Raw genomic sequence first — 18,035 nt, forward strand, 5'->3', positions numbered from 1 at the left:
GGTCCCGGCGGACCTGTCCTGGATGGCAACGTCAGGGACGCCGAAGCCGCCGGGCGAAGCTCCGCCGCCCGGGTTCCGCCGACCGTCGCCGGGCCACGCGCATCACCTCCCGCTCACACCCAAGGATTCGCCCCATGACAGGCTACGATCGTCAGACGATCTCCGACACGACCGCGAAAATACTGCTCGAAGTGCAAGCCGTGCACTTCAACGCCGAGAAGCCGTTCATCTTCACGTCCGGCTGGGCGAGCCCGGTGTACATCGACTGCCGCAAGCTGATCTCGTATCCGCGCGTGCGCCGTGCCCTCATGGAGATGGCCGAAACCACCATCCTGCGCGACGTTGGCTTCGAGCAGATCGACGCCGTGGCCGGCGGCGAAACCGCCGGCATCCCGTTCGCCGCATGGATTGCCGACCGCCTGATGCTGCCCATGCAGTACGTACGCAAGAAGCCGAAGGGCTTCGGGCGCAACGCGCAGATCGAAGGCTTCCTGGAAGAAGGTTCGCGCGTGCTGCTGGTGGAAGACCTGACCACCGACAGCCGCAGCAAGATCAACTTCATCAACGCGCTGCGCACGGCGGGCGCGAAGGTGAACCACTGCTTCGTGCTGTTCCACTACAACATCTTCAAGGAAAGCGTTTCGGTGCTGAAGGACATCGACGTCGACCTGCACGCGCTCGCCACCTGGTGGGACGTGCTGCGCGTCGCGAAGGAGTCCGGCTACTTCGAAACGAAGACGCTCGACGAAGTGGAGAAATTCCTGCACGCGCCGGCCGAGTGGTCGGCGGCGCACGGTGGCGCGACTGCGGCTCCGCAGTAATGCCGGCGATACCGGACGCCTGAGCCCCTCGCCACGTCCCGCAGCGTTAAAAAAAGCCATCTGTCCGGCGGACAGATGGCTTTTTCTTTGTCCGATCCTGTCGAACGGATTCCCGCTTCGAGCGCAATCCAGCACAATCGGGCACAAAATAGGGAAATAGCGGAGCAGTCCCCCTCGCCTGTCAAAAGGAGAATCGGCTCATGCGTTGCCCAGACGTGTCGATGGCTTCGTTCCCTGTGCGGATCGCACGGCATACGCTGCTTGCCGCCGGCCTCGCGCTCATGGGCGCCGCCGCACCGCCGCTCCACGCCGCGGACGCCTTCACCGTGACGAGCACGGATCTGCAGGACGGCGGCAAGGTGAGCAATCAGCAGGTCTACGATCAGGACGACTGCAAAGGCGCGAACCGTTCGCCGCAGCTGTCGTGGCGCAACGTGCCGCCGGGCACGCGCAGCTTCGCCATCACGATGTTCGATCCCGACGCGCCGGGCCGCGGCTGGTGGCATTGGGCCGTGGCGGGCGTTCCAGCCGACATCGATCACCTGCCGGCGAACGCCAGCGCGTCGGGCTATCTGCGCAAGCTCGGCGCTGTCGAGGCGCGCAACGACTACGACACGGACGGCTATGGCGGCCCCTGCCCGCCGCCCGGCAAGCCGCACCACTACGTGGTGTCGGTCTACGCACTCGACACCACGAACCTGCGGCTCGCGACAGGCCGCCCCGCCATCATGTTCGACCACGAGATCGGCACGGCGACGCTGGGCGTGGCGAAGATGACCGTGACCTACGGACGGTAAGGCGCGCCGCTCCCGGCACGGGTTCAGGGCTGCGGGCCAGACGGAGCAGGACGTGCGGCCCGCCCGCGCTCCATTACCCGCTACCCGGAAATTCTGTCGTTCCCGCGCGCGCCGTGCACGATGCACGGCCGCTACACGAGAAAGTGCTTAAATGTCGGCGGTGCCGCCATGCGCGGTCCACGCGGCGGCCTTCATCCGGACAGCCGGATTCCCCCCGTTTTCCCCTTGAGAAATGGAGCGCTCCATGTCGAAGATTGTCATCGTTTATCACAGCGGCTACGGCCACACGAAGAAGCTCGCCGAAGCGGTTCTGGCCGGCATGACCGACGCGGGCGCCGACGCGAAGCTGTTTGCGGTCGGCGAACTGGACGACGCGGCATGGGGCGAACTGGACGCCGCCGATGCCATCGTCTTCGGCGCACCCACGTACATGGGCGGACCCTCGGCAGACTTCAAGAAGTTCGCGGACGCCACGTCCAAGCCGTGGTTCACGCAGAAGTGGAAGGACAAGATCGCTGCCGGCTTCACCAACTCCGCCACGATGAACGGCGACAAGTTCTCGACCATCCAGTATTTCGTCACGCTCGCCATGCAGCACAGCATGATCTGGACGGGCACGGGCATCATGCCGTCGAACACGAAGGCCGCCACGCGCAACGACCTGAACTACGTGGGCGGCTTCACCGGCCTGCTCGGACAGTCACCCGCGGACGCGTCGCCCGAAGAGGCGCCGCCCCAGGGCGATCTGGAAACCGCCAAGGTGTTTGGCGCGCGCGTGGCGGCCGTGACGGCACGCTGGAACGCGGGGCGCGAAGGGTCCGCGTAAGGTTTTTCCGCTTCGTCTCGCATTTCTCTCGCGCCGAAGCGGTGAGCAAGGCGTCGGGTGCCCCAGGGCGGGCCACCGACGCCTTGCCTACTCCGCTTTGCCCGCTTCGCGCGCCGCTCTTCGCCCCCTCTTCGCGTCATCCGCGCGTCACTATCGTCGCGCAAGGTGCAGAAAATGCGGCGTTTTCTCCCGCAACGTCGCACGTTTGCCGCCATGAGGTCTTAAAATGGCGTTCCGGCGCGAAACCGGCGCCGCACCGAACCGGCGCCTTCGGCTCGCGGCCCGGCTCCACTGCACCGAATCACCCGTTTCAGCGAGACAGCGATGAGCACGAAAGTTTTTGTCGACGGACAGGAAGGCACCACCGGCCTGAAGATCTTCGAATACCTGTCGCAACGTAGCGACGTGGAAGTCCTGCGCATCGAAGAAGCGAAGCGCAAGGACATCGAAGAGCGACGTCGTCTCATCAACGCCTCGGACGTCACGTTCCTGTGTCTGCCCGACGTGGCCTCGCGCGAGTCGGTCACGCTCGTGGACAACAGCCGCACCGTCGTGATCGACGCGAGTACCGCGTTCCGCACGAGCCCCGACTGGGTGTACGGCGTGCCCGAACTCACGCGCGGTCAGCGCGAACGCGTGCGCAACGCGAAGCGCATTGCGGTGCCGGGCTGCCATGCGTCCGCATTCGTGCTGGCCATGCGGCCGCTCATCGAAGCCGGCGTGGTCGCGCCCGAGTTCGCAGCGCACAGCTACTCCATCACGGGCTACAGCGGCGGCGGCAAGAAGATGATTGCGGAGTACGAAGCAGGCAACAACGCGAAGCTGAACAGCCCGCGGCCCTACGCGCTCGGCCTCGGCCACAAGCATCTGCCGGAGATGGCGGTGCATACCGGCCTGAAATCGGCACCGGTATTCACGCCGATCGTGGGCAACTTCCTCAAGGGCCTCGCCGTCACGACGTACTTCTCGCCGCAGCATCTGGCGAAGCGCGCGACTCCGCAGGACGTGCAGGCGCTCTTCGCCGAGTTCTACGCGGGCGAAGCGTTCGTGCGCGTGGCGCCGTTCAACGCGGAAGAAAACCTGGACGCCGGCTTCTTCGACGTGCAGGCCACCAACGACACCAATCGCGTCGACCTGTTCGTCTTCGGCACCGAAGAGCGCTTCGTGACCGTCGCGCGGCTCGACAACCTGGGCAAGGGGGCGTCGGGCGCCGCCATCCAGTGCATGAACCTCGCCATCGGCGCGCCGGAAGACACCGGATTGAAACGCTGATAGCGCAAGCGCGCCATCCCCCGAAGCCGGCTTTCATCCAGCCGGCTTCTTTTTTTCAAACGCCTGTGCGCGCCATTACGCCGTCAGCATCCCGTCACGAGCGCGAGCCTCCACGCGCCTTGCGCCTCCCTTTAAAAGCCGCTCGAATAACGAGAAAAGCGCGCAGCTATTGGGATATTCCAGATGAACGGGAAATTTTTCTTGCTTTTATTGCTAAAGCGGCATTGATTTCCGCATAGGGAATTCACGTATTTTTCCGCAAACGACCGTTCCGGCACGATGACGCGATTTGCCCGGCGGCCCCGCACGGCAAGGCGCGGGCGATGTTGCGCCGCACGCGCAACATAATCTGTGTCCTGCCGTAAACCCGCGTTCCGTTTAAAAGGGCGGCGCGCCTCGCCACAACGCGGCATCGGCGAATAAAACGCTGTTTGAATCGACTTTTTTAGACGGTTCTTTCAATTGACAGCCATAAAGAGCCCGGCCAAATTACACCGCACAATTACACGAGATCAGGGAGACAACAATGTCGCACACCGTTTCGGTGGGACTGGCGTTGGCCATCGCCACTGCACCCTTGCTCATTGCTTGCGGCGGCGGAAAGGCTGATGCACCAGGCGCCGTCAACGTTCCTCAATGCTCGGGCGCCAGTTGCGGCGTGCAGGGCCCGCCCGCGCAAGGCGCCGGTGCAGGAGCGCTGTGTCCGGCCACGGCCGACATCGGCAGCACGACTTATCTGGGCGGCGCCGGCAGCGGCGAGATCGTGAGTCTCAACATCAACGCCACGGCGATGACGTACACGCTGAAGTGGTGGGAGTCGCCCATTCCGCTCACCACGGGCACCGTGTCACCCACGCGAGCAGGCGTGACGATCACCGGCAACGTGGCGCATCCGCCCACCGGCACCTTGCCTACCGCCGAACAGACGCGTTGCGCCTTCGTTCTCGAGCCCGGCAGCGGCACGGCACCCGGCGGCGGCACCTACAGCACCGCGGCAAGCTTCAACACGAGCAATCCGCCGATGGTGCTGGTGGGCCTTGGCGTCGCGGGCGGCGGCATTCCGGGCGCGACGGTGCAGTTCAGCGGCGTGAGTATCCTCGGGCTCGGCACGGGTGTCGGCCAGGTGCCGAACCGGCAGTTCGACTTCTATCCGTTCCTCGGCTTCGCGAGCACCACGACGGACATCTCGAAGCTGCCCGGTACGTACAACGCGCTGCTCTATCACATCACGCCGTCGGGCAATTACCTCACGGCCGGCGCGAACTCGACCGAAACGTTCGACGCCAACGGCGCGTGCACGTCGGCAACGCGCTGCCTCACCACGGGCAACGCGTGGACCGCGGGCAGCAACGGCTACTTCACCAGCACGCAGGCTCCGCAGATCAGCGCGCAGACGCTGCCGCTCGGCATTTCAGCGAGCGCGCACATGGTGCTCGGCCAGCTCAACGGCGCTACCGTGCCGCTCGTCGTGCGTACCGGCAACGTGAATCTCAGCGCCCTGCAGGCCGACGACGAATCGGGCATCGCGCTGCTCGCGAAGAACACGGCGATTGCATCGGGCGGCTTCGACGGCGGCTACGTCGGCGCCGACTCGAACTTCAAGTACACGGCCACTCTTATCCAGGGCGGCGTGGGCACGTTCATCAATCCCACCACGGCCGGCAACGAAGACGGTTTCGCGCTCAACTACGGTCTCTCGACGCCCGGTCTCATCGGCGTGACGGACACGCGGGGCAAGAGCGGATTCGCGATCGCGTCGGGCGGTTTGTACGCCGTCCTGATCAACGACACCATGAACGGCGGCCTCGCCTCAGGCGGCACGTGGTCGAGCAATCCGTACTTCGGCATCGGCGCGCAGATCAGCAAGTGAGTTGAGGAGGAACGGCAGCATCGAAAAAAGCACACACCTCGCGCCCCGCGAGACGCACGTCGCACCACGGCAGCAGAACCATAAAAGCAGCACACAAACGCAGCACCGGCAACACCGTTAGAGAACGAGACGAAGCGCGGCTGGACAGGGAGCTGGCCGCTCACAACGAAAAGATCATGGAGGGGCGGTATGAACTGGAAGACCTTTGCGGCGGCCGTCATCGCGGCGCCGATACTTGCCGCATGCGGCGGCGGTGGCGGCACGTCGGCGCCTCCGCCTGAAGTGCGGCTGTGTCCCGCATCGCTCGACTACAACACGGTCTACACGGGCGGCGGCGGCGACGGCGAACTCGTCAAGCTGCAACTCGACACGACGAAGATGACCTGGCAGATCACCTACGTCGAGTCGCCGATCCCGCAGACTACGGGCACCGTTTCGCCCACGCGCGCCGGCACGTCGCAAAGCGGCACGATCACGCAGGAGACGCTGCTGCCCACGCAGAAGCTCAACCAGTGCGCGTTCCGCCTGAACGGCGCGAGTCTCGACCCGAACCGTCCGGCGCGCATCTTCGTCGGCTTCGGCGTGGCGGGCGGCACGATTCCGGGCAAGGAGATCCAGTTCGGCGGCATCCTCGGCGAAGGGGCCGTGCCCGACACGACGTTCCCGTACTACCCGTTCATCGGCTTCTCGTCGCTCGAGACGAACATCGCGAACGTGGCCGGCACCTATAACCAGTTGGGCTATCACCAGGTGCCGTCGCAAAACTTCCTGCCGGTGGCCGTCGATTCGAAGATCACCATCAACGCGGACGGTACGTGGACCGAGTGCGACAACACCGGCGTCAACGCCGGCACGTGCCAGCAGCCGGGAACGAACTTCGTGCAGTCATCGGACGGCAGCGGCGCGTTCGAAACCGACAAGTTCCAGGGGCAGGCCAAGCCGACGCTCGCCACGACGCCGTACGCCAAGGGCTTCATGATCGTCGGCAAGCTGCGCAACCAGCTGGTGCCGATTCTCGTGCGCACGGGCGTGGCCAACTCCACGCTCACGCCGAATCCGCAGAACGGCATCTCCGGTCCTGTTGCCGACGACGAATCGGGCATCTCGATTCTCGCGCCGCAAACGGCCGTGGCGCAGGGCTCGCAGGACGGCGAGTACATCGGCGTGGATAGCGCGTTCAACTACCGCACCACGGCGATCGCCGGCGCGCAGGCCACGCTGCTCGATCCGTTCCAGCCGTCGCAGGCGTCGCTCGCCACCGCGCTCAATCTGAGCTACGCAGAGGCGGTGCCGGGCGTCGTGACCTCGGTGCATACGGATGCCGCGGCGGGTAGCGCGCCCACCGGCAAGTTCATCTTCTCGGGCGGCGTGTTCGGCTTCCTCGACATGACGAACGCGTCGTCGCCGTACTTCACCATCGGCGCCTTCGTCCAGTAATGGACGGGACGCACACCGACACAACGGAACGAGGCGGCCGCTTCCGCCTTCGCCCCTCGACCGCCGCATGCACCGTTCACGCGGCGACGGGTGAAGGCGCGACGCCCGACGCAGCGGGCAGCCACGCCCGTCGCGCCGTCGCGTGAAGCAGGCTTGCCCGCTGAAGGGAAGCAGGGAGAGAAAACATGCACAGCACCTTGAGACCCGCGTTGGCGGCGCTCGCGCTCTGCGCGTGCGCCAGCGCCCACGCACAGAAGGCCGGCGACGACGTCGTGTCGCTCGGCTGGTTCCACATCATGCCGCAGCAGTCGAGCCAGCCGCTCACCACGCACGTGGCGCCCACGCCGATCAACACGCCGTTGCGGCTGCCGTCGTCGTTCACGTCGTCGGGCACAGGGCTCGCCTCGAACAAGGCGGATACCCTCGGGCTCGTCTTCAGCCACTTCCTCACGGACAACATCGCGATCACGAGCGTGGCGGGCGTGCCGCCGACGTTCAAGATCTACGGCCACGGCACCATCAAGCCGCCGGGGCCGGCGGGCGCACTCGGCAGTCAGGACATCGGGCAGGCGGGCGTCAATCCGATCGTGAAGAGCGTGCGGCAGTGGAGCCCGGCGCTGCTGTTCCAGTACTACTTCGCGTCGTCGACGTCGAAGTTCCGGCCGTTCATCGGCGTGGGCGTGTCGTACAACTTCTTCACCAACCTCGAGCTGAATCCGAACTTCGTGCAGTCGACGCAGCAGAATCTGGGCGCCATTCTCGCCGCGGGCGCGGGCAAGCCGGGGCAGACGCGAGTGGAGGCGAAGGCGTCGTCGTCGTGGGCGCCGGTGTTCAACGCGGGCGCCGTGTACAACATCAACGAACACTGGGGCGTGACGGCTTCGGTGACTTACATCCCGTTGAAGACGACGTCGTCGGTGATCATCAAGGCGGCGGACGGCACGCAACTGGCCGTGACGCAATCGGAGCTGAAGGCCGACCCGATCATCACGTATCTAGCGCTGTCGTACCGGTTCTGAGTCCGTGAGTGATGAGCGCGAGGAGACGCTGAAGCGCTGGGAGCCGGATGTGTCTAAAGCGCGCCGGGATTGTCCAGGCAAAAAAAAGCCCGCCTTGTTTGGCGGGCTGAATCCATATCAGAGGAGACATGGAGGAGACAATTCCGACTATAGCAAAGCGCGTGGTGCGACGCAACATGAAAGTGCGGGCAATCCCCAATTGTTGTCTTCGCGCAACGGCAGGTCGGATGGTCTAGGCGCTTTGAGTGGCGGTTGCCTCCTTCCGCTCTGCCTTGTTCGCCCGGCGTCCCATGGCAACCTGCCGCCTATGTCACGCGGATCTCCGGCGGCCTCGCCTATTCCGCGGCAGCAATACCGTGCGCCACGAGCGTCTCGACCAGCGCCTCGCGCAACAGACCGACGGCCCGCACGAGGCGCCCCGGCAATGCGCCATGCACGAACCATACGTTGACGTCCGCCTGGAAGTCGGTGGTCTCTACGGTTCTTAGCCGGTCGCGGTGCGGCGAGCGCGCGAGCCGGTCCGGCGGCACGACGCCGATGCCCAAACCACGCGCCACCAGCGAAAGCTGCAGGTCGGAGCCGAACGCCTCGACGGCCACGTTGAACGGCAGTCCGCGCGCCGCCAGCGCCCGCGAAAGAGCGGACCGCATGCCGCAACCCTCCTGATTCAGCACCCACGCGTAACGCGACAGCTCGGCCAGCGACACCGGCGTATCCGGCACGTCCAGCGACCGCGGCGCCACGATCACCGTGGACAGGCACGCAAGCCTCGTGGACACCACCGTGTCCGGCAACACCACATTGGGTGGCATCAGCACGACGGCCACGTCGGCCGACGCCCGTTCCACGCTCTGCAACAGCCCCGGCGACCACGCCGCCGTGACGCGCAACGTGAGCTTCGGGAACGCGCTGCGCAGCCGATCCACGGGCTCTTCCAGCGCAAATTCCGAGAGAAACGGCGGCACACCGAGCCTCAACTCCCCGGTCGGCTCGCTGTCAGGCGAAGTGAGCGCTAACAGGTCATCGACCGCGCCCAACACGTTGCGCGCAAGCGCATACACCTCGCGCCCGGCGGCCGTCGGCTTGAGCGGCTTGGCCTGACGGTCCAGCAACGGCATGCCCAGGGTGGTCTCGAGGTTCTGCACCCGACGCGTCAGGCCGGGCTGTGTCAGATGCAACGTCTGCGCGGCCCGCACCATCGAGCCGCTATCCACCACGGCGACGAAAGCCTGAAGATCCCGAGTGTTCAAAACAATCTCGCATAAAGATTATCAACATATTTCAATTGTCGCATAGAGCAGCGATTCGTAGGATGGGCAGACATCGCCTCCGGAGCCACCACGATGAGTTCTTCCGCCGACGCTCAGGCCAATGCCGATGCGAATGTCGACGTCCGCGGCACCGCCGCCGCGCCCACGGACCTCTCCACGCCGCTCATGCTGTTCTTCTCCGCGGCAGTCGGCATCGTCGTGGTGGATCTGTTCGCAGCGCAGCCGCTCACCGGCACGATCAGCGAGTCGCTGCGGCTGCCGCCGTCGCTCGCCGGACTCGTCGCCATGCTGCCGCAGCTCGGGTACGCGGCCGGGCTCGTGCTGCTCGTGCCGCTGTGCGACCTCATGGAAAACCGGCGCCTGATCGTGCGCACGCTCGCGGCCTGCGCCGTGTTCCTCGCCGTGCCCGTGTTCACGCGGTCCGGTCTGCTCTTTCTCGTTGCCATCTTCTTTGCCGGCGCGGCATCCAGCGTGATCCAGATGCTCGTGCCGATGGCCGCGTCGATGGCGCCCGAGCATCGACGCGGCCGGGCGGTGGGCAATGTGATGAGCGGATTGATGGTGGGCATCCTGCTGTCGCGGCCGCTCGCCAGCGTAATTGCCGGTTCGGTGAGCTGGCGCGGCTTCTACGGCGTCGCGGCGACCGCCGACGCGCTCCTGGCCGTCGCGCTCGGCCTGCGGCTGCCGATGCGCCGTCCGCAGGCCGCCACGCGCTATCCCGATCTGCTGGCGTCGCTCTGGACGCTGCTGCGCACGGAGCCAGTGTTGCAACGGCGCTCGTTCTCCGCGGCGCTCGTGATGGGCGCGTTCAGCGCGTTCTGGACAGCGATCGGCCTGCGGCTTGCGCAGCCGCCCTTCGGCCTCGACCTGCACGGCATCGCGCTCTTCGCGCTGGCAGGCGCGACGGGCGCGATCGTCACGCCACTCGCGGGTCGCGCCGGCGATCGCGGCATCGGCAATGCCACGCTGCGGCTCGGCCACCTGGCCATGCTCGCGGCGATTCTGGCCATGGGCGTGGCCGGCGCCGGCTGGTTCGGCTTCGCGCCGGCCGCGCACGCCGGGCTCGCCATGACCTTGCTGGTGGCGAGCGCCGCAGCGCTGGACGCAGGCGTCGTCGTCGATCAGACGTTGGGCCGGCGCTCGATCAATCTCATGAACCCGGCCGCGCGCGGACGTCTGAACGGAATCTTCGTGGGCATGTTCTTCGTGGGCGGGGCGCTGGGCGCGATGCTCTCAGGCGTAGCCTGGAGTGTGGCTGGCTGGAACGGCGTCTGCGCGGTGTGCTTCGGGTTCACGGGCGCGACATTTCTGCTCGGCGTGATGAAAGGCGCGGACTGAGCCTCACGCGCGGCACGGCGCAGCGCGGTACGCGCACGATGGCACGGCGCATGCCGGCACGCACCATGCGCCTCACGCCGCCGTGGCCGTCAATGCCGCACGAGCGCCATCATCGCGCCGAATCCGACGAACACGCCGCCCGTCAACCGGTTGAACGCCTTCGCCACGCTCTTGCTGCGCAAGCGCTCGCCGATATGCGTGCCGAAGCCGGCATAGATCAGATACCAGCCCACCTCGATCACGGCGATCGTCGCGACCAGAACGACGAACTGCGGCAGCGCGGGCCGACTCGCGTCGATGAATTGCGGCAGCAGCGCCGCCGCAAACAGAATCGCCTTCGGATTGCTGCTCGCCACCAGAAAGCCGTTGCGAAACAGCGAAAACGCCGAGCGACGCAGCGGCGCGGACGAAGCCTCGGCGTCCGCCGCGGCCGTTTCGCGCATTTCGGCCGCCGGCGCGCGCCACGCCTTGATGCCGAGCCACACCAGGTAGGCAGCGCCCGCGAGCCGCAGCGCGTTGAACATCGTCGGCCAGGCTTGCAGGAACACGCCGAGCCCGGCGGCCGATATCGACGCCATCAACATGATGCCGGTGAGGCACCCGGCCATCGTCGCACTTGAGCGACGCAGCCCGTAACGTGCGCCGTGAGTCATCACGAGCAGCATGTTCGGGCCAGGAATGGCGGAGACGACGAAGACAGTGGCGACCAGCAGCCACCAGGTGTGCAGGCTCATTCGAACTTCCTCAGGGGCGGGCGCCAGCCACGAACGCAAAACCAGCGCATAACCGGCACATAACCGGCGCCGGAAAAGGACGCCATTATGCCCGCCCGCGCTCACCTATCGCGAGCGACGGCATTCGCCAGGATCAACGCCCTGCGCGACGCGACGCGCCGCCACCTTACCGAGCACGGCGAAGTCGCGCTCGCCGTCGCCGTGAGCAATGGCTTCCATCAGGCTGTCGCGCACCACGCTCGCCATCGGCAGCGGGGTGGACGTGGCGTCCGCCGCCGCCAGCGCGAGCCGCACGTCCTTCAGACCGAGCCGTGCCTTGAAGAGCGCCGGCTCGTAACGCTGCTCCGCAATCATCCGGCCATAGCCCTGATACACCGGGCCGGGAAACGGCCCGCTCGTCACGACGTCGAGGAAGTCCTGCATCGATACGCCATGGCCGCCCAGCAGCGCCGACGCCTCGCCCAGCGCCTCCACCGCCGAAGCCAGCATGAAGTTTGCCGCGAGCTTCATCACGTTCGCCTGCTGCGGCAGCGAGCCGATGCGCCATGTCTTCTGGCCCACCGCATCGAGCACCGGCTGCACGCGGTCCACCGCCTCCGCCGCACCGGCCGCCATGATCGTGAGCTTGCCGGCAGCCGCCACATCGGGACGGCCCAGCACCGGCGCGGCCACGTAATGCAGGCCGCGCTCTTCATGCATGCGCGCCACGTTCTGCGCGAGCGCCACGGAAATGGTGGCCATGTTGACGTGCACGAGGCCGCGCGGCGCACGCTCGATCAACGCGGCATCGAAGACTTCGGTCACCGCGGCGTCGTCGGCGAGCATGGAAAACACGGCGTCGCCCGTCATGGCCTCGGCAGGCGTTTCGACGATGCGCGCGCCGGCCTCGGCAAGCGGCAACGCGCGCTCGCGGGTTCGGTTCCACACGCGCACGCTGTGCCCCGCTTTCAGAATGTTTGCAACCATCGCGGCGCCCATTTCGCCGAGACCGATAAAACCGATGTCCATCCTCGCTCTCCTCGTGCAGCCAAACCGGCAGTAAAGCACAGCCGCGTGACAGGCGCAGGCATGCCCGCAGCGCCGGTGCCATACTTGCCGCATGGTCACGGCGACATTCCGCTTCTATGAAGAGCTGAACGACTTTCTCGCGCCGTCGCTGCGGCGGCACGAGTTCAGCTGTGCGTGCGCGCGAGCCGCCACGGCCAAGCACATGATCGAGGCACTGGGCGTGCCGCACACGGAAGTCGAGCTGATTCTGGTGAACGGCGAGTCTGTAGGCTTCGATCACCTGCTCGCCGAGGGCGACCGCGTGGCGGTCTATCCGAAGTTCGAGTCCGTCGACATCCAGCCGTTGCTGCGCGTGCGCGCGGCGCCGCTTCGCGTGACACGCTTCATCGCGGACGCGCACCTGGGCGGCCTTGCCCAGCTGTTACGGCTCGCGGGCTTCGACACGCTCTACGACAACGGCTTTCCAGACGACGAAATCGAAGCGCTCGCCGCAAGCGAAAACCGCATCGTGCTCACGCGCGACCGCGAGTTGCTGAAGCGACGCACCATCACGCACGGCTGCTACGTCCGCGCGCTCAAGCCGAAGGACCAGTTGCGCGAAGTGTTCGATCGGCTCGACCTCGCGGCGAGTGCGCGCCCGTTCCGGCTGTGTCTCACGTGCAACGCTCCGTTGCGACGCATCGCCAAAAACGAGGTGGGCGAACGCGCGCCGCCGGGCGTCCTTGCACGTCACACGCAGTTCGTGACCTGCGATGTTTGCCGGCGCGTGTTCTGGGAAGGCACGCACTGGCAACGCATGCGCGCGCTCATGGACAGCGTGACGCACCCATCGGCGCACAGCGGTCTTACGGCGGATTGAATGCCGGCTGGGATGCCAGCGGGGCCCGAACCGATGGCGCGGGCAAAAGAAAAGGCCAGAGCGTCGCCGCTCCGGCCTTCCTGCGCTGCTGCAGGCGCTGCGTGCGCCCGCATCGGCACGGGCAGCTTACTGCTGCGTGCCCTTGTCGTTCGTGCCGGCAGCCGATGCGGCTTCCTGGACCTTGGCACGCTTGCCGTGGTGCTTCAGCACCTTGTGGTGCTTCTTCGCCGGTGCGCTGGCAGCCGTGGCCGGCGCGGCGCCCGAAGCGTCCTGAGCAAAAGCCTGAACGGAGATGAGCGCGACGGAGGCGGTAACGAGCGAGGCAATGATCTTCTTCATATTAGTGTTCCCCAAACCAGAAATGATTTGATAAATCGACGTAAAAAGAATAACTGCTTCAATTGGACAACTGCACAACCGGCAAAGCGACACGCGGTATTGCGGCGCTCGCTTCCCGCGGGGCAGTATCACGCAGCGTAGGGCGTTTGTCATCCGGCAACAGGCATGATGTATTTTTCCGTCCACACCACGCCTTTCTTTTGTCTTACATAAAAGCCTGTACTTAAAAGAGAAATTTTTCAGTGAATTCTCCTGCCCGCAAACATCTGCGTGCGAACCTGCTGATGCTCGGTGCCGCAATGATCTGGGGCTCGGCGTTCGTCGCCCAGCGACTGAGTCTCGATGCCGTCGGTCCCTTCCTCTTCACGGGGTTGCGTTTCCTGCTCGGCGCGAGCGTGGTGCTTGCGCTCGTGTGCATGCTGCACCTGTCGCCGGCCGGTCCGCGCGCCACATGGAGCGCCGATCGCCCGGCGCTCTTGCGCGACGGCGCGTTGCTCGGCCTCACGCTTGCGGTGGCGATCTCGCTGCAGCAGATCGGCCTGCGCTACACGAAGGTCGCCAACGCCGGTTTCATCAGTTCGCTCTATGTGGTGATCGTGCCGATGCTGGGTGTGCTGTTTCGTCACCGCACAGGCATGGGCACCTGGCTGGGCGCGATGCTGGCCGCCGTGGGCCTTTATTTGCTCAGCATCAACGAAGCGTTCAAGGTGATGACGGGCGACTGGTATCAGTTGGGCGGTGCGCTCGCTATCTCCGTGCAGGTGATGCTGGTGGGCCGCTTCGCGCGACGACACGACCCGCTCATGCTCGCGCTCGTGCAGTTCGTGACGTGCGGCGCGCTGTGTCTCGCGGTGGCGCTGGCGTGCGAGCCCGTGCGTTGGGCCGATATCGCGCGCGCCGCGCCCACCATCGTGTATGGCGGCGCGCTTTCGGTCGGCATTGCGTACACGATCCAGGTGATCGCACAAAAAGATGCCGCGCCCGCGCACGCCGCCGTGATCTTCAGCATGGAAGGCGTGTTCGCCGCACTGGCGGGCTGGGTCGTGCTGGGCGAGACGCTCAGCGCCCGTGCACTCACGGGCTGCGCGCTGATGCTCGCGGGGTTGATCGTCTGCCAGGTGATGCCCGCGCGATGGCCGCGATCGTTCGCGCAACGCGAAGGCCGACGCCGACCCGGCAGCGGATTCGAGCGCGGTTGAATGGGCGCAACAACGTGCTGCGCTGACACGCGCCCGTAGCCGCCACAACGTGTAAGAAACGGGGAGATGAGGTAATCCATCGTGTGCGGGCGTTCGTCTATCGTGTGTCCCAAAGCTGGCCGGCCACGCGCCGGTGTCGAACGACGGGAGAACACGATGATGATGAAGAAGCGCCTGATTTCCGCGGCCGCGATGGCGACACTTGTGCTCGCCATGCCGACCGCCTTCGCCGACGGCAACATGCCTGATGCCGCTCAACACGCGGACGCGGGCGCGCAGAGCGTGCCGGATTTGCCCCAGCATTTGCCGCCCCACCCTGCCGGCCCCGACTTCGCGGTGGTCAACGACCTCGAGCAACTGCATCGCCTTTACGCGATGTCGGGACGTGAAAGCCAGATCGTGGCCGTCTACCACGAGGTGTTGAACCGGACTCAGGATCCGATGCTGCGCCACTACGTCTACGATTCGCTCGCCCGCATCCAGTTGAAGCCGGACAACGTCGATCAGGCGATCGCGACGCTCCATACGAGTCTGAACGAAGATCTCGTCGCATTGAACCGGGCGCCGCACCTGCCGGCGTCACGCGGCATGCCGGAACAGGCTCCAGCGTCGCCGGAATAAGTTCGCCTCGCATCGCATCGGTCGCGAGCCGCAACCGCAACAGGCGCGTCAGTGCGCCGACGAACTGCTGTCGTCTTCCTGTGCCAGGATAGTGCTCGAACCGGCACGGAAGGGAAGCAGGATGGCGACCTTATACGAACTGCTGGGCGTTGCCGACAACGCCTCCGAGGACGAGATCAAGCGCGCGTACCGAAAGGCCGCGATGAAGTGGCATCCCGACCGCAACGCCGGTCGGGAGGACGCTGCGCGCGCCGCGTTCCAGGAGATCAAGGACGCGTACGCGATTCTCTCGGACGCGCATCAACGCGCGGTCTACGATGCCGTGTTCGCCGAGGAGATGCGCCGTTGGCAAAGCGCGCAGGAGAAACGGGAGCGCGAGCGCGCGGAGCGTGAAGCCGCCGAACAGGCAGCGGCCGAGGCGCGGTATCAGGAGAACTACAGGGAAAACGTCGCGCTCGCCATGCGTTTCGCCGACGCCGGGTACAACCGCGACGTCCTGCTAGGCGTGCTGCTGGGTCGAGACTGCGACGAAGAACTCGCCTGCCGCGTGGCCGACAGCGTTCACGCGTGGCAGCAGGCGCGTCGCGCAGAAACGTCGACGGAGGAACAAGCGAGCGAACCAGACGACACGGTGCCGCACGAGAAAGAAAACGACGGCAACGACGACAAAAATAACGAAGACCCCGCCGCCACGCCACCCCACGACACGACCTCAGCGGAGCCACACGAAGAACGTCACAGTCGCCTCTTCAATGCGCTGTGGCGCGGCTTCTTCGGCCTGCGATCCTGACGGGTTGAAAAGGATCACGAAGGATTCCGAACGATCACAGGCCGCTGCGTATCAGTATCAGTCTCCGCCCCATCCGCCCCACCCGCGGCGTTCGCGCCATTCACGCTCGCGCCACTGATGCTCCCGCCATTCGTGACGGCGCCATTCGCGTTCGCGCCAATCGTCGCCGTACATCACCGCCACGGGCGGGCCGCCGTAGACAACGGGCGGCGGCGCATACGCCACCGGCGGCGGTGCCACATACACCGGTTCCGCCGGCACGTAGGCGGGCACGCCAAGTCCGATAGCCAGATCGACGTGAGCCGACGCCACTGACGATGCCACCAGCGCCGCTACGCCCAACGCCGCGCCCACAACGAATTTGCTGTTCATGATCTTCTCCGTAGCTGCTTGTGGTGGCCACAGCCGCGGCCGAAGCCGCCCGCTGTTGCCTGCTGTTTCCCACTCTTGCCCGCTCGTGCCTCTTGTTGATCGATTGATGTGTCCGCGTTCGAGCGGACCATGACCGTGGGGAACACGGCTCGAAGTGTAGGAGCGCCGCTAAGCGGCAGGTGAAACAGCCCTATGAGATAGGTAACACCGCGTAACCGCACACGCGCCTCGGTGCTTGCACTGCGCCGTTTATGCAACACGTTTGGTTACACACAAACACACGAGTAATGTCGCCTCTCAATAAAGTGCGCTCACGACCAACCACTCAGAACCACAAAGAGGTGTGTCATGAAGAAAATCATCGCACTCGCGCTACTCGCGCTCACGCTCGGCAGCATGCTGGGCGGCTGCATCGTCGTGCCTGCGGGCGACGGCTACTACTACCACCATCACCACGACTACTACGACCGCTACTGACGCGAAGCTTCCGCTCGCGTGCACACGCATTGAAGCGAGCGGAACGACGCATGGCTTCGCATGAAAGAAGGGAGAGACAACATGAACGCGACATACAAACGACTGATTGCTGCCACGCTCGTTGCAGGCGCGGGCGTCGGACTATCGACCGCGGCCGTGGCGGGCGTCGATATCGGCGTGAACATCGGCACGCCCGCGCCGGTCTATGCGCCGCCGCCTCCGCCGGCTGTGTATGAGCCGCCGCCCGCCGCCGTCGTCGTTGCCCCTGGCTGGTACGGCGACCGCTATTACGACGGACATCGCTACTGGGAACGTCGCGAGTGGGAAGAGCGGCACCGCGAATGGCGCGACGCCGGCGATCACCACCGTCCCGACGAATGGCATCGCGGCGACGACCGGCGTGGCCCCGATTGGCATCACGACCATTGAGTTCACTGAGCCGGCCCGACTGCATAAATTGCACATTTGAATTGGTGCACGCGGGCCGGCACGCGAGGCGGCGCCATCAAGGCGCCCCGCACGCTCACTGCGCAGCGTGCTTCGACTGCCAGCGCTTCATGAATGCGATCTCGTCGCGCTGCGCCTTCACGATGTTGTTCGCCAGCCGCTTCAACTCCGGATCTTTACCGTACTTGAGTTCGACTTTCGCCATATCGATGGCGCCCTGGTGGTGCGGAATCATGTGGGCCACGAAATCCTTGTCGGCGTCGCCCGTGTAGGGGGCGTCCATGTTCTTCATCATTTTCTGGTCGGCGCCCTTGAAGGCCTGCGTCGATGCGCCTCCATCCGCCTGCATGCCCGACATACCGGCGGCGCCGGACGAGGGCGACATGCTCATACCCGGCATCGAGGCGCTGCTCTGAGCCAGCGCGGGCGCGGCCGGCAGACCGAGCGCCACGCCAAGGCAAACGACAGAGGTACAAACACCGAAGAACTTGCGCATAGCGAATCTCCTTTCCTTTGGATGGGAACATCGAGAACCTTG

The 18,035-nt window shown here is 65.6% G+C and carries 20 protein-coding genes; 14 read left to right on the top strand and 6 right to left on the bottom strand.

Annotated elements, in window-relative coordinates:
• Positions 1 to 134: 134 nt before the first annotated feature.
• From U0042_RS18040 to U0042_RS18070, 7 genes are all read left to right on the top strand, one after another.
• Entirely contained in the window at positions 135 to 821 is a 687-nt protein-coding gene (locus tag U0042_RS18040) for an orotate phosphoribosyltransferase (protein WP_017772045.1), read from the top strand.
• A 200-nt stretch (positions 822 to 1,021) separates the two neighbouring features.
• Entirely contained in the window at positions 1,022 to 1,618 is a 597-nt protein-coding gene (locus U0042_RS18045; protein ID WP_114814989.1) for a YbhB/YbcL family Raf kinase inhibitor-like protein, read from the top strand.
• A gap of 244 nt (positions 1,619 to 1,862) precedes the next feature.
• Positions 1,863 to 2,444, top strand: a complete 582-nt coding sequence (locus tag U0042_RS18050; protein WP_017772047.1) for a flavodoxin family protein — start codon at positions 1,863 to 1,865, stop codon at positions 2,442 to 2,444.
• A 324-nt stretch (positions 2,445 to 2,768) separates the two neighbouring features.
• Complete coding sequence (gene argC / locus U0042_RS18055) at positions 2,769 to 3,716, top strand: N-acetyl-gamma-glutamyl-phosphate reductase (protein WP_114814988.1); 948 nt, start codon at positions 2,769 to 2,771, stop codon at positions 3,714 to 3,716.
• Between the two features lie 556 nt (positions 3,717 to 4,272).
• The gene (locus U0042_RS18060) at positions 4,273 to 5,586 is read left to right on the top strand and encodes a DUF2957 domain-containing protein (protein WP_198665428.1); all 1,314 of its coding nucleotides are present in this window, start codon (positions 4,273 to 4,275) and stop codon (positions 5,584 to 5,586) included.
• A gap of 189 nt (positions 5,587 to 5,775) precedes the next feature.
• Complete coding sequence (locus U0042_RS18065) at positions 5,776 to 7,023, top strand: DUF2957 domain-containing protein (RefSeq protein ID WP_114814986.1); 1,248 nt, start codon at positions 5,776 to 5,778, stop codon at positions 7,021 to 7,023.
• A gap of 185 nt (positions 7,024 to 7,208) precedes the next feature.
• Positions 7,209 to 8,042 carry an OmpW/AlkL family protein gene (locus U0042_RS18070; RefSeq protein WP_114814985.1) on the top strand — a complete coding sequence of 278 codons (834 nt, stop codon included), beginning with the start codon at positions 7,209 to 7,211 and terminating at the stop codon, positions 8,040 to 8,042.
• Positions 8,043 to 8,377: 335 nt separating this feature from the next.
• On the opposite strand, the gene U0042_RS18075 is transcribed toward U0042_RS18070, so the two are convergent.
• Positions 8,378 to 9,292: a LysR family transcriptional regulator gene (locus U0042_RS18075; protein WP_114814984.1), complete on the bottom strand. Its 915-nt coding sequence runs from the start codon at positions 9,290 to 9,292 to the stop codon at positions 8,378 to 8,380.
• Positions 9,293 to 9,385: 93 nt separating this feature from the next.
• Between U0042_RS18075 and U0042_RS18080 the strand changes: the two genes are divergently transcribed.
• Entirely contained in the window at positions 9,386 to 10,651 is a 1,266-nt protein-coding gene (locus U0042_RS18080; protein ID WP_114814983.1) for an MFS transporter, read from the top strand.
• An 89-nt stretch (positions 10,652 to 10,740) separates the two neighbouring features.
• Here the strand turns inward: U0042_RS18080 and U0042_RS18085 are convergent, their stop codons facing one another.
• Entirely contained in the window at positions 10,741 to 11,385 is a 645-nt protein-coding gene (locus U0042_RS18085; RefSeq protein ID WP_114814982.1) for a LysE family translocator, read from the bottom strand.
• Between the two features lie 105 nt (positions 11,386 to 11,490).
• Positions 11,491 to 12,393, bottom strand: coding sequence for an NAD(P)-dependent oxidoreductase (locus U0042_RS18090; protein ID WP_114814981.1), 903 nt, complete (start codon positions 12,391 to 12,393; stop codon positions 11,491 to 11,493).
• Between the two features lie 91 nt (positions 12,394 to 12,484).
• Here U0042_RS18090 and U0042_RS18095 point away from each other — a divergent pair, with 91 nt between their 5' ends.
• A complete protein-coding gene (locus tag U0042_RS18095) occupies positions 12,485 to 13,252 on the top strand; it encodes a Mut7-C RNAse domain-containing protein (protein ID WP_114814980.1) in 768 nt (255 codons plus the stop codon).
• Positions 13,253 to 13,378: 126 nt separating this feature from the next.
• Here the strand turns inward: U0042_RS18095 and U0042_RS18100 are convergent, their stop codons facing one another.
• Entirely contained in the window at positions 13,379 to 13,591 is a 213-nt protein-coding gene (locus tag U0042_RS18100; protein WP_114814979.1) for a hypothetical protein, read from the bottom strand.
• Between the two features lie 242 nt (positions 13,592 to 13,833).
• On the opposite strand from U0042_RS18100, the gene U0042_RS18105 reads away from it, so the two are divergent.
• The 3 genes from U0042_RS18105 to U0042_RS18115 all read left to right on the top strand — a co-directional run bounded on the left by U0042_RS18105 (position 13,834) and on the right by U0042_RS18115 (position 16,201).
• The gene (locus U0042_RS18105) at positions 13,834 to 14,790 is read left to right on the top strand and encodes a DMT family transporter (RefSeq protein ID WP_232833608.1); all 957 of its coding nucleotides are present in this window, start codon (positions 13,834 to 13,836) and stop codon (positions 14,788 to 14,790) included.
• A 156-nt stretch (positions 14,791 to 14,946) separates the two neighbouring features.
• Positions 14,947 to 15,411, top strand: a complete 465-nt coding sequence (locus U0042_RS18110; RefSeq protein WP_419150440.1) for a hypothetical protein — start codon at positions 14,947 to 14,949, stop codon at positions 15,409 to 15,411.
• A 121-nt stretch (positions 15,412 to 15,532) separates the two neighbouring features.
• Positions 15,533 to 16,201: a J domain-containing protein gene (locus tag U0042_RS18115; protein ID WP_114814977.1), complete on the top strand. Its 669-nt coding sequence runs from the start codon at positions 15,533 to 15,535 to the stop codon at positions 16,199 to 16,201.
• 57 nt (positions 16,202 to 16,258) lie between these two features.
• On the opposite strand, the gene U0042_RS18120 is transcribed toward U0042_RS18115, so the two are convergent.
• The gene (locus U0042_RS18120) at positions 16,259 to 16,573 is read right to left on the bottom strand and encodes a hypothetical protein (RefSeq protein WP_114814976.1); all 315 of its coding nucleotides are present in this window, start codon (positions 16,571 to 16,573) and stop codon (positions 16,259 to 16,261) included.
• Between the two features lie 348 nt (positions 16,574 to 16,921).
• Between U0042_RS18120 and U0042_RS18125 the strand changes: the two genes are divergently transcribed.
• Positions 16,922 to 17,050: a hypothetical protein gene (locus tag U0042_RS18125; RefSeq protein ID WP_269814070.1), complete on the top strand. Its 129-nt coding sequence runs from the start codon at positions 16,922 to 16,924 to the stop codon at positions 17,048 to 17,050.
• A gap of 81 nt (positions 17,051 to 17,131) precedes the next feature.
• Positions 17,132 to 17,479 (top strand): hypothetical protein, encoded by a 348-nt coding sequence (locus U0042_RS18130; RefSeq protein WP_114814975.1) that lies wholly within the window; start codon positions 17,132 to 17,134, stop codon positions 17,477 to 17,479.
• A gap of 94 nt (positions 17,480 to 17,573) precedes the next feature.
• Here U0042_RS18130 and U0042_RS18135 read toward each other — a convergent pair whose 3' ends face one another.
• Positions 17,574 to 17,993: a DUF305 domain-containing protein gene (locus U0042_RS18135; protein WP_114814974.1), complete on the bottom strand. Its 420-nt coding sequence runs from the start codon at positions 17,991 to 17,993 to the stop codon at positions 17,574 to 17,576.
• Positions 17,994 to 18,035 lie beyond the last annotated feature (42 nt).

It is taken from the genome of Paraburkholderia kururiensis, from assembly GCF_034424375.1.
Lineage (GTDB): Bacteria > Pseudomonadota > Gammaproteobacteria > Burkholderiales > Burkholderiaceae > Paraburkholderia > Paraburkholderia kururiensis_A.